The sequence below is a fragment of the Streptomyces sp. NPDC091682 genome, from assembly GCF_044756625.1.
Taxonomy (GTDB): domain Bacteria; phylum Actinomycetota; class Actinomycetes; order Streptomycetales; family Streptomycetaceae; genus Streptomyces.
In genome coordinates this window covers 1-17012 of record NZ_JBIVTH010000004.1, presented here as the reverse complement: position 1 = coordinate 17012, position 17012 = coordinate 1, and the positions used below count along the sequence as shown (strand labels likewise).

Below are 17012 nucleotides of genomic sequence, written 5' to 3'. Positions count from 1 at the left end.
CAGCGCTGTCCGTGCTGCCTGTGCCCCGGTCATGTGCCCACGGGCTGGGGAGGCGGCGGTGCGCTGGTTGGTGGGTTGGAGCAGTATCGCCGCGAGCTTCGGCACTGCCGGAAGGGTCTCCGGCCGAACCTCCGGGCAGGCCTCCGGCCAGGGCGGATACGGCCAGAGCGGCTACGGCGGCTACGGCGACGGCGGCGCGCCCCTGCACGGCGGCCTCGCGGACGCCGCCCATCCGGACGACCCGGGCGCGGACGCGGAACGCACCGTCCACCCCGTCGGCGCACAACTGCTCTGGGGCGACCCCGACCCCCTCTGGGCCGTCGGCGACTGGCGCCCCGACGAGATCCGCACGCTCACGGCCGACCCCGCCGATCCCTTCACCCGGCTCGCCGTCCTCGGCTGCTGCGGCGCGACCGACGCCGAACTGCGCCGCGCCCTCTACGCCGCCCGCGGCGGCGCGCTGCGCCACCTCACCCAGTGGTCCGGCAGTTACACCGCCGTCGTCCAGGTCGGCCGCCGCATCACCGTCGTCGGCGACCTCGCGGGCGCCCGGCCCGTCTTCTACACCCCCTGGGCGAGCGGTACGGCGTACGCCACCGCCGCCCTGCCGCTCGCCGACCTCATCGAGGCCCAGCTCGACATCGGTCACCTCGCCGCCCTGCTGGCCTGCCCGGACAGTCCGGAGGCGCTGGGCGACGGCACACCGTACGCCGGGGTCCGGCGCATCCCGCCCGGGCACGCGCTCATCCTGCGCGAGGGCTCCCGCGAGATCACCGGCTACGAGCAGGTCGCCTCGCTCGCCGTGGCCGCCCCCGAGGCCGATGCCGAGCGCGCGGTGGAGGGCGTACGGGAAGCGTTGGTGGACGCGGTGCGCGCCCGGCTCACGGCTCCGCGGCATGCTCCCGACGCGGCTCCACCGTACGATCCCGGCCCCGTGCCCGGAATGGGCCCCGCCGACCGGCGCGCGGCCCGCGGCGCCCCGGCCCCCGGGGTGGGCGCCGACCTCTCCGGCGGCAGCGCCTCCGCGACGCTGGCGCTACTGGCGGCCGGTCTGCCGGGGGCGCCGGGCAGCCTGTTGAGTCCTGCCGGGGCGCGGCTGCTGGCCGTCACCTTCAACGACCTGGCCACCCCGCAGGGGCGCGAGGCCGAACTGGAACGGGCCCGGGCCATCGCGGCCGACCCGCGCCTGCACCACGTCGTGGTGGCCGCCGCCGCGGAAGCCCTCCCGTACGCCGAACTCGACGGCCCGCTCACCGACGAACCCGGCCCCTCGCTGGTCTTCGCCGCTCGCGAGCGGCGGCGGCTGGCCGCCGGCTCGGCCGACCACTTCACCGGCCACGGCGCCCGCCAGGTTCTCGACGCCCACCCGGCCCGCATGGCCGACCTCCTGATGGACCGCCGCCGGCGGCACCTGCTGCGCCCGGTGGCGGCGCTGGCCCGTTCGGCCTCCGCTTCCGGAGCCTCCGGGGAGTCCCTGCTGGTCCCGCTCACGGTGTACTCGGCGGCCCGAAGACTTGCCCGTACGACGTACCGCGCGGGCATGGAGGCCGCCGCGGCCCGGCTCCGCGAGGGCGGGGTCACCGAGAGATCCTCCGGTCCGGTGGACGCTTCCCTCGCCGCCCTGACCTGGTCCCGCCCGGGACCGGCGGCGGGCTGGCTCACGGGGGAGGCACTGGCGGAAGTATCGATCCGCCTGACGGTCGCCGCCGGCCGCCCGCCGCTGTCGCTGCGGCCTGGGGAGGCCCGCGCCCGCTCGTTGCTCGCCCGCCACGCCGCCGACCACCGGGTCTTCGAGCAGGCCGTGGAGGTCCGTAGCCAGCGGCTGCACGCCCCCTTCCTGGACAATCAGGTCGTGCGGGCCGCCCGCGCCCTGCCCGAGTCCCTGCGGGTCCAGCCCGGGGCCCGGGCCGCGATCTTGCGCAGCGTCCTGTCCTCGGCGGGGGTGCGGGAGTTCCCGCCGGGCTGGGGCGTCACGGACCGCGTGCCGAACGAGACGGCGACCCGGCTGGGGCTGCGGGCCGCCCTGAGCGATCTGCTGGACCTGTTCGCGTCGCCGTTGCTCGCGGACGCCGGGCTGATCGAGGCCCGGGTCGTGCGCCAGGCCCTGCTCGATGCGGCGGACGGGCACCCGGTCCCGTTGGACGGCCTGGCGGAACTGGTCTCGATGGAGCTGTGGCTCGGCCGTCTGCTGGCTCGGCGCGGCACCTGCTGGACGGGTACCTCCACGGCGCGGCGCCGGGCGGTGCCGGAGGGAGTCCCCGTGCACCGCCCGGCGCTGTCCTGACGGTCCTGTTCCCCGGAGCGAGTCGGTGGTCCCGGGCCGGTGGTCCTGGACCGGTGGTCATGGGCCGGTGGTCCCGGCTCAGGCGGCCCCGGCTCCGGCGCTGAGCACCAGTGCGGTCGCGATCGCCGGGCCGAAGGCCCCGCCCAGCTGGTAGCAGAGGGCGAACAGGCCGATGGCCGTGGGGCGCTGGGGCTCGGGGGCGCTCGACGCGGCGTGCATCGACAGCACGGCGCTGGACCCGGTCGCCGCGAAGATTCCGCCCAGGGTGGCGACCAGCAGCAGCGGGCCCCAGCTCGCGAACACCGCGACCGCCGCGGCCAGTGCTCCGACGCCGACGAGCACCGTGCGGACGGCCGTCCGGCCCATGCGCGCCGAGGCCGCGGCCAGCAGCCAGGAGAGCGCGGATCCGGAGAGCAGCGCCACGAGCTGACCGGTGCCCGCGGTGGTGGCGTCCCAGCCCGCCCGGTCGGTGAGCAGCCGGGGTACGGAGAACAGCAGGGTGAAGTACGAGCCCGAGAGCACGAGGGCGAGCAGCGCGGAGCCGAGGAAGAGGGGCTGCCGGATCAGCGCGGCCGGTACGAAACCGTCGGGGCGCCGGCGTACGTGGAGCGCGAGCAGCGTGGCCGCGAGGACCGAGGAGCCGAGGGCTGCGGCCGGCACGTGGTGCAGCAGGACCAGGGCGGTGGCGAGCGCCGTCAGCAGGGCGGCACCGCGGGCGTCGAACCCGTCCTGGGGCGCGGCCGCCGGGGTCACCGGGGTCGCCGCGTAACGGCTCACCACGGGCACCGCCAGGATCGCGATCACGGACACGGAGAGCGAGAGCCGCCACGAGACGGCCTGTGAGAGCTGTGCACCGAGGAGCGGGCCGGATGCGCCGAGGATGCCGAAGCCGGCGCTGATCACGCCCATCCGGCGCGCCGTGCCGGCCAAGCTCATGGCCACCGCTGCCAGGCCGGCGCCACCGGCGGCTTGCGTGGCCCGTCCGGCGAGGGTGAGCGGTAGCCAGGGGGACGCGGCGACGAGGAGGGTGCCGCTGACGAGGAGGGCGCCGGCCAGGTGGAGCGCCGCCCGCAGGCCCCGGCGGCGCAGCAGTCCGGCCAGCAGGGGGGTGCCGACGGCCATGGCCCAGGCGTAGGAGGCGACGAGCCAGGTCGCGGCCCCGGCGCTCACCCCGAGGGAGCGGGCCATGTCCGGAAGGATCAGCACGGAGGCGTTGGCCCCGGCGGCCAGGGGGGTGGCCAGCAGCGCCAGCCACAGGACGGGAACGGGGCCGACCCGGGGCGTGGCGCGGGCGGTGGCGGTGGCGGTGGTCGTGGCGGTGGTGGCAGTGATGGCGGTGGTGGTCATGGTGGCGCCCGCTCCGATTCATCTCAAGACTGAGAATCTCAACGTTAAGATAAAAGCATGCAGTTCTCTCAACGTCAAATGTCTGAGCGTTGAGATATCTTGGTGGGGTGCGGGGGACGCGAGCGAAGGAGGAGCAGCGCATGAGCGACGCAGTGGACGCGATCGTCGGCCAGTGGACGGCGGAGCGCCCGGATCTGGCCGACACCCTGTGGCCGGTGGAGGTGGTGGCCCGCATCCAGCGGATGAACCGCGTCATCGACAAGCACCTGAAGGCCTTCGCGACCGAGCACGAGCTGGAGGTGGGCGAGCTCGACATTCTCTTCACTCTCTGCCGCTCCGGCCCCCCGTACGCGCTGACCGCCGGTGCCCTGATCCCGGCCGCCATGGTCACCTCCGGCGCGATCACCAACCGCATCGACCGCATGGAGGCCAAGGGCCTGGTCGAGCGGGTGAGGGACGGCCAGGACCGCCGCACGGTGCGGATCCGGCTGACCGAACGGAGCCTCGCGCTGACGGAGACGCTGATCACCGAGCACCTGCGCGGCTACGCGGAGCTGCTCGCCCCGCTGGACCCCGCCACCCGCACCACGGTCGCCGAGGCCCTGCGCACGCTCCTGGAGGACAACGGGGACACCTCGATCGCCTAGGGCGGCCCCTTCGGGTCCTGCCGGGCCCTCGCGTCCGGCACCGCGTCCGGCACCGCGTCCGGCACCGCGCCCGGCCGCGTTGTCGGGGCGCCCGAGCGCGTCCAGTCCACGTACGCGGTGCGCCCCTCCGTCCCGTCCTGCCGTGCTTCCCCTCGGACCTGGCGGGCCCGGGGGAGGCCCCGTGGCACCGGACGCCGCGGGCTCGACCGACAAGATCCGAAGGAGCTGGCCCAGGGGCTCAACGGGCGGGGCAGAATTGCCCGGTGCGGTATCTCATCCTGGGTGTCACCGAGGCGCGCGACGAGAGCGGCGCCCCCCTCCCCGTGGGCGGCGCCCGGTTGCGCGCGCTCCTCGCCGCCCTCGCCCTCCGGGCCGGCCGCCCGGCCTCGGTCGCCGAACTCGTCGACGACGTCTGGGGCGACGACCCGCCCCAGGACGCCCCCGCCGCCCTCCAGGCCCTCGTCGGCCGGCTCCGCCGCGCCCTCGGCAGCCGCGACGCCGTCCACTCGGCCCCCGGCGGCGGCTACCTCCTGGCCGCCGCACGCGATGACATCGACCTGCACCGATTCGACCGGCTGGCGGTCCAGGGCGGCCAGGAACTGGCCAACGACCCGGCCGCTGCCTCCCGCACCCTGCGCACCGCGCTCGCCCTCTGGCGCGGACCCGCCTTCGCCGACCTGCCCGAGCCCGCCCGAGCCGCCCGTGCGGCCGTCGCCGAAGCCCGCCGCTCCGGCGCCGTCCGCCACCGCATCGAGGCGGACCTGCGCAGCGGCGCCGCCGCCCCGGCCGCACTCCTGCCAGAGATCGAGACACTGGTCCACGCATCCCCGTACGACGAAACGCTCCGCGCGCAGCAGCTCCGTGCCCTGCGCGCCGCCGGCCGCCCCGCCGAGGCCCTCGCCGCGTACGAGCGCACGCGCCGGATCCTCGCCGACGGCCTCGGCACCGACCCGGGCCCCGAACTCGCCGCCCTGCACGCGGAACTCCTCCAGCCGCAGGCGCTGCCCCTGCCGCCCTCGCAGTCCCCGCAGTCCCCGCAGTCCCGACACTCCCTGCAGTCCCGGCCCGAGGTGTCCGGCGCCGGGGACGCCCCCGCGGCGCCCCGTGGGAACCTCCGCCCCCGTCTGACTTCCTTCGTCGGCCGCGAACCCGAACTGGCCTCCCTCCGCGGCGATCTGGCCCGCCTGCGGCTCGTCACCCTCACCGGCCCCGGTGGTTCGGGCAAGACCCGCCTCGCCGAGCACGCCGCCGCAGCTCACCCCGAAGCCGGCTGGATCGTCGAGCTCGCCCGACTGGACCAGCCCGCCGCCGTACCCGGCGCCGTGCTCAGCGCCCTCGGCCTGCGCGAGAGCTCCCTGGTCACCCGCGAGACCCCGGCCCCGGCCGCCACCGACCCCACCGCCCGCCTCGTCGAACACTGCGCCCACCGCAGCCTGCTGCTCGTCCTCGACAACTGCGAGCACGTCATCGGCGCCGCCGCCGAGCTCGCCGAGCTCCTCCTCACGCACTGCCCCGGTGTACGGATCCTGGCCACCAGCCGCGAACCCCTCGGCGTCCCGGGAGAGACGGTCCGCCCCGTCGAGCCCCTGCCGCCCGACCCCGCCCACCAGCTCTTCGCCGACCGAGGTGCCGCCGCCCGCCCCGGCTTCAGCCCCACCGACGACCCGGCCGCCGTGGCCGAGATCTGTGCCCGCCTCGACGGTCTGCCGCTGGCCATCGAGCTGGCCGCCGCCCGGCTGCGGCTGCTCACCCCGCGCCAGATCGCCGACCGCCTCGACGACCGCTTCCGGCTCCTGACCAGCGGTGCCCGTACCGTCCTGCCCCGGCAGCAGACCCTGCGCGCGGTCGTCGACTGGTCCTGGGAGCTGCTCGACGAAGCCGAACGCACCGTCCTGCGCCGGCTGTCCGTCTTCGCCGGCGGCTGCGACCTCGCCGCCGCCGAGGCCGTCTGCGCCGACCCCGCCCGCGAAGCCTCTTACGACCCCGCCGACGTCCTCGGCTCCCTCGTCGACAAGTCCCTGGTCCTGGCCGAACCGGACCGGGGCCCCGGCGATCACGGCATGCGCTACCGCATGCTCGAAACCATCCACGAGTACGCCGCCGAGCGCGCCGCCGCCCACCCCGCCGACGCCCGGGCCACTGCCCGCCGCCACGCCGCCCACTACCTCGCCTTCGCCGAGGAAGCCGAACCCCTGATCCGCTCCGCCGCCCAGCTCCCCTGGATCCGGCGCGTCGAGACCGAGCTCGACAACCTCCGGGCCGCCCTCCACTGCACGGTCGTCGAGAACGCCGACACCGAGGCCGGCCAGCGCCTCGTCTTCGCCCTCGGCTGGTTCTGGTGGCTGCGCAACTACCGCGCCGAAGGCGCCGAGTGGACCACCCGGACCCTCGCGCTGACCCCCGAGGTCCCGCCCGAGGGCACCCCCGCTTACTGGCGCTTCATGCGCCTGCTCGTCCTCGACATGTTCCTGCTCGCGGAGAGCAATTCCGCGGAGAAGTTCCGCACCCCCGACTACCGGGACCTCGCCACCCGCATCAAGGAAACCTTCCGGCACGGCTCCCCGGAGACCACCCGCTTCCCCGGGATGCTCTGGCCCGCGACGACCTTCCTCACCGGCACCTCCCTCGACTTCCACGCAGACCTCGACCGGTCCGTCGCGAACTGCCGTGTCCACGCGGGGGAATGGGAACTGGGCATCGTCCTCATGCTCCGCGCCCACGTCGCCATCGACGTCACCGGGGGCCTCGCCGACGTCGACGCCGACCTGGCCGAGCTCCACGAGCTCGCCCATCGCGTCGGCGACCGCTGGACCCGCGCCCAGGTGGCGAGCGCCGCCGGGGAGGTCGCCCTCTCGCGCGGCCGGTTCGCCGACGCGCGCATCGAGTACGAGGAGTGCCTGCGCCTCGCCCGCGAGGTCGGGGCCAGCGTCGAGGCGCCCTTCGCCATCGCCCGGATCGCCGAGACCGCCTACTGCGCGGGGGACCTCGACGACGCCGAGCGGCTGCTGGCGGAGGCCGAGAAGGAATCCGACCGGTACGGCGGGGTGTACGACGTCAGCACCTTCGCCCGGCTCCTCTCCGCCCTCGTCGCGCTCCAGCGCGGCGACGGTGCCCGGGCCCGCGAGGAGTGCGACCGGGCCCGCGCCGAGGCCGAACGGTTCACCGTGCCCGCCCAGCTCACCGCCGGGCTGGCCACCGTCGACGCCGTCCTCACCGGCCGCGAGCAGGGCCCGGTGGCCGCTCTGGCCAGGATCGGTCCGGCCCTGGCCGCTGCGGTCGAGGCCCGGTGCGCCGAGCGCGTCCTGGCCGGCATGGCCGAGGCGGCGGCGCTGCTGCTGGCCGCCGCCGAACGGCCGGCCGAGGCCGTACGGGCCCTCGCGGCGGCCACCGCCTGGCGTGCCGGGCATCCGCGCTCGGTGCCGGAGCACGGCGCCGTGGACGGCCTCCCGGACCGCACCCGCGCCCTGCTCGGCCCGGACCGCTACGGCCGGGAGGAGGAAGCCGGCGCCGCGCTCACCCCGGCCGCCCTCGCCGCGACACTGACCACGGCGTTCAGCGGCAGCTGAGCACGGCGTCGGCCCAGCTCGCCAGCGCCGGCAGGCTGCCCGGCCCGGCCCTTTCGACCACCAGCCGCAGCGATTTGCGTCCCGCGAGGGAGACCTGCACGGATGTGGGCGGGTCCGCGTGCCCGAGGGCGGCGGACTGCCACACCCGCTCCCCGTCGGCATACGCGGAGAACCGCACCGCACCGTCCGTGAACAGCGACAGGCCGTCCACCCCCGTCTGCGCCGAGAAGTTCGTGCACTGCCGGTTGAGGGCGATCTCCACCGAGGACCGCGAGTTCACGGTGATGCCGTGCGCGAAGCGCCGGCCGCCCACCTCCAGCCCGTGGCGCTGCCACACCCAGCTGCTGCGCCAGGTCTGCAGCTCCGGGCCGCTGTGGTCCCCGTAGACCGAGTGGGCGAGTCCGGCCAGCTGGAACCCCTGCGGTGGTTTCGGGGGCGGCGGCGGCGTCGGCTTCGGTGAGGGCCGCTCCGGGGAGCGGGACGGCGTGGGGGAGGCCTTCTCCCGGCTGGGCGAGGGCGAGGGCGACGGGGACGAGGAGGGCGCGGGCCCGGGAGCGGCGGAGGGCGCGGACGAGGGCGTCGGCCCGGGCCGTGGCGCTACGGAGCCCTGTACGGCCTGAGGCTCCTGCGCGGGCGGATCCGGCTCGGTCGAGGCGGAGGCCGCGGCAGGCGCCTTCGCCGCCGAAGGCGCTGACGGCAGTACCGGCGCCGCCACACTGGGCGCGGGCTTCGCCCGGGCCCGCGGCTCGGTGTCGTCCCCGGCCAGCGCGAACACCACCCCGGCGGCCGCGGCCACCGCGATCCCGGCGGCGATGGCGGCCTTGGCCGGCAGCCCGAGCCCTTCGGCGGCCACGGCCCCGCCGGTCCCGCCGCCCGCGCCGACAGCCCCACCACCGGCACTGGCGGCACCTCCCACGGCGCCTCCCGCAGGACCGGCCGTCCCGGCTCCCGCGGTCGAACCACCAGCGGCAGCCGCGGCGGCCCCGCCCGCTGCGACCGCCCCACCGGCCAGTACCCCGGCGGCCTTGCCCGCGTACCCGGCGGCGAACCACCCGATGACCGCGACCGGAAGCAGCGCAGGAATGCCCGCGTTGACATCCTGGAGCTCCCCGGCGGCCAGCCGGCACTTGACGCACTCCTCCAGGTGCTTGCGCAGCCCGCGCTCCGCCCGCATCCGCAGCCCGCCCCGCGCGTAGGCGCCCAGCCGGTCCGCGTACCGCGCGCAGTCGCCGCCCTCGCTCAGCGCCGAACTCACATGGGCCTGCAGATACGCCTGCTTGAGTCCCTCCCGGGCCCGACTGGCCAGCACTGCGGTCGCGTTGGCGCTCAGCCCGAACAGCGGCGCGATCGCACTCGGCGACGCCTCCTCGACGGTGGTGTGCCACAGCACGGCCTGCCAGCGCTCGGGCAGGCTGCGGAAGGCCTGCATCGCGAGCGACCGCTCGGCCTCGTGCATCGCCCGGACGTCCGCCCCCAGTTCGAGCGTGTCGTCCCCGGAGAGCCCGGAGAGCCCGGACAAGGCGGCACCGCCCTCCGTACCGGTGGAGGCCTGCTCGGCGAAGACGGCGAAGTCCTCGACCAGTTGTTCGCGCTTGGCGGTCTTCGCCCAGGCCGCGGCGACCCTGCGCACGGTGGTCAGCAGATAGGCCCGAACCGACTGGTTCGGCCCGGCCCCGCCCCGCACCGCTTGCAGGGTCCGCGCGAACACTTCGGCGGTCAGGTCGTCGGCGGTGTGCGCGTCCCGACAACAGGACCGGGCGTAGCGGCGCACGGAATCGGCGTGCCGACGGAACAGTTCTTCGTACGCGCCGTCGTCGCCGCCCCGCATCCGGGCGATCAAGTCCCCGTCGGACGAGGGCAGCTCGCCGCCGGTGCCACCGGGTCCGGAAGAGCCCGAGGGGCGTGCGTTCCGCCCACCCGGGTCGCGCTGCGCCGGCACCTGTCGTGCGGGCAGACTGCCCGCCTCCACCTCGCTGCCGCCGCCACCGCGTGGCTCTTCCCGACCGTCAACGCTCATCGCGGAGACTCCCGCACGACACACTCAACCGGTACACCGGCCAAGCGTGTCACACGGGGGACGGGCGCCGAACCCCTCCGCTCGCCATCCACCCGTCCGGGCAAGTTCCGGCGCATCGCCCTCCCGGACCCCCGCCGGAACCCGCCGAGGTCATGCCGTCCGGGACCGCAGCCCTTCGAGCAGGATGTCGAGCAGCCGCGTCGAGGCCGCCGCCTGCTGCGCCGGGTCGGGCAGCGCGGGCGCCGCCGTCGCTATCACCAGCAGCACATCGGCCACCGTGACATCGACACGCAGCTCACCGGCCTCCCGCGCCCGGTGCACCAGCCGGCCGACGACCTCCAGCAGCGCACCCGCACCCGCGTCGTCCGAGGGCTCGTTCTCTACGGAGCCGCGCGCGCCCGGGACCCGCAGGTCGGGAGCACCGGCGGCCGACACGGCCTGCCGCTGCTGCGGAACCCGAGCGGTTTCCGCCTCCTCGGCCTCGTCCTCGACGGCCGAGCCGACCCGCAGGACCTGCGGCGGCAGCAGCCGCCCGGCGCCCGAGGCCACGGAGGTGCGCAGGAAGCGCGACAGCGCCTGCCACGGCTCCTGCTCCTGGCCCAGCGCGGCCGTGGCCTGCTCGGTCAGTCGTGCGGTCTCCTCTTCGGCTATGCGCCGCACCAGGACGTCCTTGCTCGGGAAGCGCCGGTACACGGTGCCGACACCGACGCGGGCGCGGCGCGCCACGTCCTCCATCGGCGCCCCGTAGCCCAGCTCGCCGAAGACCTCACGGGCCGCCCGCAGAACGTGCTCCAGGTTGCGCTGAGCATCGACGCGCAGCGGTGTGGACCGGCCTACACCGTGCGTGGTGCCGCCCGCGATGCCGCGTCCGTTGCTCTCGACCGAGAGCGTGGTCGCAGAACCATGGAAATCGGAAATGTTCATATGTATCCCCCGGTAATCATTTGTCTCCCCCCGGAGACACTCCCCGCCTTCACGTCGAGGGGGCCACGGTCTCGGGCCCGGTCCTACTCCTCGACGAGATACGAACATAGTTGAGCCAGAGTCAATTCAGAAGGGGCAGCCCCGGACGGAGCACCGCCCGATCGGAGCATTCACCCCTACTTTTCCGATCCGTGCCTCCGGAATCTCGCATTCCGTGCACCTTGACCTGCAGATTTTCGCCACAAGCTGACGTCCTCTTGCACTGTGCCCCAGCACGCACTCCGGTCACACAATTTGCCGGGCCTGTGGACAAACTCCCAGCCACGTTGCGTCATGGGATGGTGAAGGCTGCTAACTCCCGGGGCACGACCCCCGGTACCCCGCCCCGTACGCGCATCCTGATCGTCGGCGGCGGCTACGTCGGCATGTATACGGCGCTCCGCCTCCAGCAAAAGCTGAGAGCCGGCGAAGCCGAGGTCACGGTGGTCACCGCCGAGCCCTACATGACGTACCAGCCCTTCCTCCCCGAAGCGGCCGCGGGCGCCATCTCCCCCCGTCACGTCGTGGTCCCGCTGCGCCGCGTCCTCAACAAGTGCCGCATCGTGATCGGCGAGGCCCAGCGCATCGACCACGCCAAACGGACCGTGACCGTCAAAACCCTCGCCACCGCCGACGAGGGCGCCGGCCCCGTCGAGATGGAGTACGACGAACTCGTCCTCGCCCCGGGCTCCGTCTCCCGCACCCTCCCCGTCCCGGGACTCGCCGACTACGGCATCGGATTCAAAACGGTCGAAGAGGCCATCGGACTGCGCAACCACGTCATCGAACAGATGGACATCGCCTCCTCCACCCGCGATCCCGCCCTCCGCGACGCCGCCCTCACCTTCGTCTTCGTGGGCGGCGGCTTCGCGGGCGTCGAAGCCCTCGGCGAGCTCGAGGACATGGCCCGCTACGCCGCGCGGTACTACCACAACATCAAGCCCGAGGACATGAAGTGGGTCCTCGTCGAAGCCAGCGACCGGATCCTCCCCGAGGTCGGCCCCGAGATGGGCATCTACACGGTCCGCGAACTGCGCAGGCGCAACATCGACGTGCGCCTGGAGACCCGGCTCGAATCCTGCGAGAACCGCGTCGCCGTCCTCAGCGACGGCGCCCGCTTCCCCACCCGCACCATCGTGTGGACCGCCGGCGTCAGACCGCACCCCGTCCTGGCCGCCTCCGACCTCCCCAAGAACGAACGCGGCCGCCTGGCCTGCACCTCCTTCCTCACCATCGAAGGAGTCGAGCACGCCTGGGCCGCGGGCGACGCCGCCGCCGTTCCCGACATCACCGCGGACGAGAAGGGCCGCGAATGCGCCCCCAACGCCCAGCACGCCGTCCGCCAGGCCAAGGTCCTCGCCGACAACCTCCTCGCCGCCCTCCGCGACGAGGTCCTGACCGAATACGCCCACAAGTACGCGGGCTCGGTCGCCTCCCTCGGCCTGCACCGGGGCGTCGCCCACATCTACGGCCGCAAGCTCAAGGCCTACCCGGCCTGGTTCATGCACCGCGCTTACCACCTCAGCCGCGTTCCCAGCTTCAACCGCAAAATGCGCGTCCTTGCCGAATGGACCCTCTCCGGCCTCTTCAAGCGTGAGATCGTCTCCCTGGGTTCCCTCGAACATCCCAGGGCAGAATTCGAACTGGCCGCAGGCGGCGGCCCCAAGCCACCACCCCCGCCCCCCGCCCCCAACCCCCCGCAGAACGGCCAGGGCTGACGTTGTCAGTGCGGTCAGCCACACTGGACGTGTGACCATAGGTGCGCTCACCCCTGCACAGAGTGACATCGTCCAGTCAGCGACCGCCCACGAGCGACACAGCGACCACTCGCGACACCACGAGGCTTGAACGCAGTGAACTTCACGCGCTGGAGCGCCCGGTTCCCCGGAACGCAGCGCCGCGCCGCCGCCCGGTCCGAACACGCCGCCGCCCAGGCCAAGCGAGGTGAAGGCGCGGTCCCGGCAGCCCGCGGCGGCCGCGCCGACCCCGGAGCCGAGCGGTCCGCGCCCGCCGACGGCCAGCCCGCCGACCCCACGGTCTCCGGGACCGGGACCGGAAGCGGCCGCGGCAATGGCGGCAGCCGGGACACCGGCACAGGGACCGGCACCGGCACAGGGACCGGCACGTCCTCGACCGTGTCCCCGCCCCGACGGACGGGCGTCCTCACCGCCGTGCCCTCCCTCGACGAGCTCTCCGTACGGGAGGTCCTCGGCCGGCTCCCGGCCCTGGTCGCCCTCGTCCACGGCCCCGAGCACCGCGTCGCCTACGTCAACGACGCCTACACCGCCGGCTTTGGCGCCCGTACTCCCGGCGCCCCGGCCCACGACGCCCTCCCGGAACTCGGCGAGCTCGGCCTCCTCCCGCTCCTCGACCAGGTCCAGCGCAGCGGCAAGTCCCGCACCGCCAAGAACCGCACCGCACCGGGCGGCGGCAGCTCGTACACCGTCACCTGCACCCCCGTCGAGTTCCCCACCTCCGACACCGGGGGCGAGCCCGACCCCCACCACACCGGCGTCCTGATCCACCTCGCCGACGTCACCGACCACGCCGAGGCCGTCGAGCGCCTGCGCGCCAGCGAGCGCCGCCAGCGCGAGGCCGCCGTCACCCTCCAACGCTCCCTCCTCCCCCAGGAGCTGGAACAGCCCGACGACCTGCGCATCGCCGCCACCTACCAGCCCGGCGGCACCGAAGCCGCAGTCGGCGGCGACTGGTACGACGTCATCACCCTCGGCGCCGGCCGTACCGCCCTCGTCATCGGCGACGTCATGGGTCGCGGCGTGCGCGCGGCCGCCGTCATGGGCCAGCTGCGCACCGCCGTCCGTGCCTACGCCCGCCTCGACCTGCCCCCGCACGAGGTGCTCCAGCTCCTCGACGGCCTCGCCGCCGAGATCGACGCCAGCCAGATCGCCACCTGCGTCTACGCCGTCCACGACCCCAACGAGGGCCTGCTCGCGTACGCCTCCGCCGGCCACCTCCCGATCCTGGTCCGCGACGAGGACGGCACCGTACGCAGAGCCGCCGACCCCACCGGCCCGCCCCTCGGCACCGGCGGCTGGCTGCACACCTCGGGCACCATCGCCCTGGGCCCCGGCTCCACCGCCGTCCTCTACACCGACGGTCTGGTCGAACGCCGGGGCGAGGACATCGACGAGGGCGTCGCCGCCCTCGAGCGCGCCCTCTCCGGCGCCCAGGGCACCCCGGCCGTCATCTGCGACCGCCTGATGCGGGCCCTCGGCGTGGACGCCGATCACGACGACGACGTCGCCGTGATGGTCCTCCAGCAGCCGGCCCGCACCGGATCCGACGCAGAGCTCTTCCACAACGCCGCCCTGGAACTCCTCGGCGGCATCGAGGCGGCCCCGCGCGCCCGAGCCTTCGCCCAGGGCGTCCTCGCCTCCTGGCGGTTCCCCGTCGAGCTCTGCGACCTCGGCGTCCTGGCCGCCAGCGAGCTCGTCGCGAACTCCCTCCAGCACGGCACCCCGCCCATGCGCCTACGGCTGCGCCGCACCGACCGCCGGCTGATCATCGAGGTCACCGACGGGGACGACCACCTCCCGCGCCGCCGCCGCGCCGAACCGGCCGACGAGACCGGCCGCGGCATCTCGATCATCGCGACCATCGCCTCCTCCTGGGGCTCCCGCCGCACCCCGGGCGGCGGCAAGGCCGTCTGGTGCGAGTTCGCCCTGCCGGACAAATAGCCGAACAGCGGGAAGCAGGAAGGCCCCGATCCACCCGGATCGGGGCCTTCCTGCTTTCCGCACATATATACGTACGACCTACGCGTGCACGCGCTCCACGACGACGTCCTCGCTGACGTCCTTCGCGATGCCCTTCGCGACGGCGTCCTCGACCACCACGGCCGGACCGCCCTGCGCCACGACCCTGCTCGCCACCCAAGGGTTGTCCTGCATCGGACTCAGCCGCCTGCCGAGCCGCAGCGCGAGGGCGGCGATCCCGAGCGACACGAACACGAAGACCCCGATGTAGAGCATCGGAACCCCCGCACCGAGCGGCACCCCGAGCGGCCCCAGCGCCAGCGCCATCTGCTTGACCAGCGCGAAGGCCGAGTTGTACTGACCCACCGAGCCCTCGGGCGCCAAGTCGGCCACCAGCGGCGCCAGGGTCGGCGACAGCATGGCCTCGCCGATGCCGAAGAGCGCGTACGTGGTGATGAACGCCGCGGCGGCCATCACGGCGCTGCCGTGCCCCAGACCCGAGAACCCGGCGATGACCCACGCCACGGTCCAGATCAGTCCGACGAGCGCGATCACCCGGGACCGGCGGCGCTTCTCGACCAGCCGGAGCACGACGAACTGCGCGACGACGATCGCACCGGTGTTGGCCGCGAGCGCGAAGCCGAGCGTGGAGGGGGAGATCCCGGCGGCCTCGGTACCGAAGGCGGCCAGACCCGACTCGAACTGTCCGTAGCAGGCGAAGAACACCACGAAGCCCAGCACGCACAGCTGCACCATGGCCTTGTGGCGGAGCAGCCGCTTCCAGCCACTGCCGCCCGACTGGGACGGGTCCTTCGGCACTGCGTCCTTGATGCTCGGCACCTGCGGCAGCCGCACGCTGAGGATGACGCCGGCCAGCACCAGGAACATCACGGCCTCGATGCCGAACAGCAGGGTGAAGCTGCCGGGCCGGCTCTCGTCGACGATCTGGCCACCGAGCAGACCGCCGATGCCCAGGCCCAGGTTCTGCATGAAGAACTGCAGGGCGAAGGCACGGGTCCGGGTGGACGGCGTGGAGCACCACACGATCATCGTGGCCAGCGCGGGCTGCATCACGGCCTGCCCGGCGCCGAGCGCCAGAGCGGAGAGCAGGATCGCCGCGGCGTTGGTGGAGAGTCCGAGGGAGAGCGCACCGACCGAGGCGGTGACGGCCGCCCCGATGACCACGGGCACCGGACCACGTCGGTCGATGACCCGACCGGTGAAGGGCAGCGCGACGAGAGCGCCCAGGGCGAAGGCCACGAACGCGCACGTGGCGGCCATGGAACCCAGATCTCGCACCTGCGCCACATAGATGTAGAGGAACGGAACCGTGAAACCGATGCCGAACGCGGTCAGCGCGTTCCCGGCCTGGATCCGCCGCATCGCAGCGCCCATCACCTTGGTCACTTCTCACCTGCCTTTGAGACCTGAAGCCTGAAGACTTCATAGCTAAACTTCAAGCCTTAACACTACACATCGAAGGAGTTAGACGCCAACGAGCTCGTGCGATACTTCGACCCATGGGTGACACCCCCGACGGCACTGCGGCCGTCCACGAGCCGAGCCTCGACGAACAGATCGCCGTCTATCAGCGCGAGTTCCAGGACCTGGACCCCCAGGTCGAGAAGGTCGTCTCGGCGCTGAGCCGCCTGAACCGCCGGATGAACGTCGCGTACGGCCGCCAGACGGCGGCCCTGGGCATCAGCAACGCGGAGTGGGAGGTGCTCAAGGCCCTCGTCATCTCCGGCGCCCCCTACCGGATGGGTCCGAGCGAACTGGCGAAGCAGCTGGGCCTCACGCCGGCGGCGATGACCCACCGGATCGACCGGATGACGGCGGAGGGCCTGGTCACGCGCGAGCGGGACGAGTCCAACCGGGTCCGCGTGATCGTGGAGCTCACCGACGAGGGCCGTAGCAAGTGGCTGGACGCGATGCGCGCGGCCACGGTCTTCGAAGAGGACCTCCTCCAGGACCTCTCCACCGCGGAGCGCGGCGTGCTCGGTGACATGCTCGCTCGCCTGCTGGAGCGCGTGGAAGACCTCCAGTCACCCAGCTGACCACCGGGGTTGACACGAGCCCGGCGGGTCCGTAGGGTTCTTCGAGTTGTCCCAGAGCCGGAAGGTTTTGGAGGCAACGAATCCCGCCGCCTCGTTGCGGCACCCAACTCAGCACGATCTCCCACTGGGAACGAATTCGGCATGCCCGAATTTCTTTCCGAAGGTCGATTATGAATCGCCGGGGAAATCCACTAGAGTTCAGGAGTCGGAAGGGCCCAACAGCCCGGAAGGCAAACCCCGCTGACTGGGGGTCAGGCCCGAAAGAGTCTGATAGAGTCGGAAACGCAAGACAGCAGAACGAAAGCCCGGAGGAAAGCCCCAGCGGATGTCGCGGGGGTGAGTACAAAGGAAGCGTCCGTTCCTTGAGAACTCAACAGCGTGCCAAAAATCAACGCCAGAAGTTGATACCCCGTCC

General features: G+C 73.6%; 10 protein-coding genes. 6 read left to right on the top strand and 4 right to left on the bottom strand.

Annotated elements, in window-relative coordinates; genetic code table 11:
• Positions 1–58: 58 nt before the first annotated feature.
• Positions 59–2284 carry an asparagine synthase-related protein gene (locus ACIQK6_RS10635; protein ID WP_329100429.1) on the top strand — a complete coding sequence of 742 codons (2226 nt, stop codon included), beginning with the start codon at positions 59–61 and terminating at the stop codon, positions 2282–2284.
• 78 nt (positions 2285–2362) lie between these two features.
• On the opposite strand, the gene ACIQK6_RS10630 is transcribed toward ACIQK6_RS10635, so the two are convergent.
• Entirely contained in the window at positions 2363–3631 is a 1269-nt protein-coding gene (locus ACIQK6_RS10630) for an MFS transporter (protein ID WP_402694685.1), read from the bottom strand.
• A gap of 140 nt (positions 3632–3771) precedes the next feature.
• Between ACIQK6_RS10630 and ACIQK6_RS10625 the strand changes: the two genes are divergently transcribed.
• Both ACIQK6_RS10625 and ACIQK6_RS10620 read left to right on the top strand, forming a co-directional pair.
• On the top strand, positions 3772–4278 hold the full coding sequence (locus ACIQK6_RS10625) for a MarR family transcriptional regulator (protein WP_329100433.1): 507 nt from the start codon (positions 3772–3774) through the stop codon (positions 4276–4278).
• A 263-nt stretch (positions 4279–4541) separates the two neighbouring features.
• Positions 4542–7844 carry an AfsR/SARP family transcriptional regulator gene (locus ACIQK6_RS10620; RefSeq protein ID WP_402694684.1) on the top strand — a complete coding sequence of 1101 codons (3303 nt, stop codon included), beginning with the start codon at positions 4542–4544 and terminating at the stop codon, positions 7842–7844.
• Here the strand turns inward: ACIQK6_RS10620 and ACIQK6_RS10615 are convergent.
• Entirely contained in the window at positions 7831–9861 is a 2031-nt protein-coding gene (locus tag ACIQK6_RS10615) for a sigma-70 family RNA polymerase sigma factor (protein WP_402694683.1), read from the bottom strand. The two genes, ACIQK6_RS10620 and ACIQK6_RS10615, sit on opposite strands and share 14 nt — an antisense overlap.
• A 150-nt stretch (positions 9862–10011) precedes the next feature.
• Positions 10012–10785, bottom strand: coding sequence for a helix-turn-helix domain-containing protein (locus ACIQK6_RS10610; RefSeq protein ID WP_329100439.1), 774 nt, complete (start codon positions 10783–10785; stop codon positions 10012–10014).
• A gap of 338 nt (positions 10786–11123) precedes the next feature.
• Here ACIQK6_RS10610 and ACIQK6_RS10605 point away from each other — a divergent pair, with 338 nt between their 5' ends.
• On the top strand, positions 11124–12542 hold the full coding sequence (locus ACIQK6_RS10605) for an NAD(P)/FAD-dependent oxidoreductase (protein ID WP_329100441.1): 1419 nt from the start codon (positions 11124–11126) through the stop codon (positions 12540–12542).
• 135 nt (positions 12543–12677) lie between these two features.
• The gene (locus tag ACIQK6_RS10600) at positions 12678–14522 is read left to right on the top strand and encodes an ATP-binding SpoIIE family protein phosphatase (RefSeq protein ID WP_329107801.1); all 1845 of its coding nucleotides are present in this window, start codon (positions 12678–12680) and stop codon (positions 14520–14522) included.
• A 78-nt stretch (positions 14523–14600) separates the two neighbouring features.
• Here ACIQK6_RS10600 and ACIQK6_RS10595 read toward each other — a convergent pair whose 3' ends face one another.
• Positions 14601–15935: an MFS transporter gene (locus ACIQK6_RS10595; RefSeq protein WP_402694781.1), complete on the bottom strand. Its 1335-nt coding sequence runs from the start codon at positions 15933–15935 to the stop codon at positions 14601–14603.
• Between the two features lie 125 nt (positions 15936–16060).
• Here ACIQK6_RS10595 and ACIQK6_RS10590 point away from each other — a divergent pair, with 125 nt between their 5' ends.
• Entirely contained in the window at positions 16061–16597 is a 537-nt protein-coding gene (locus ACIQK6_RS10590) for a MarR family transcriptional regulator (RefSeq protein WP_329100443.1), read from the top strand.
• Positions 16598–17012: the final 415 nt, after the last annotated feature.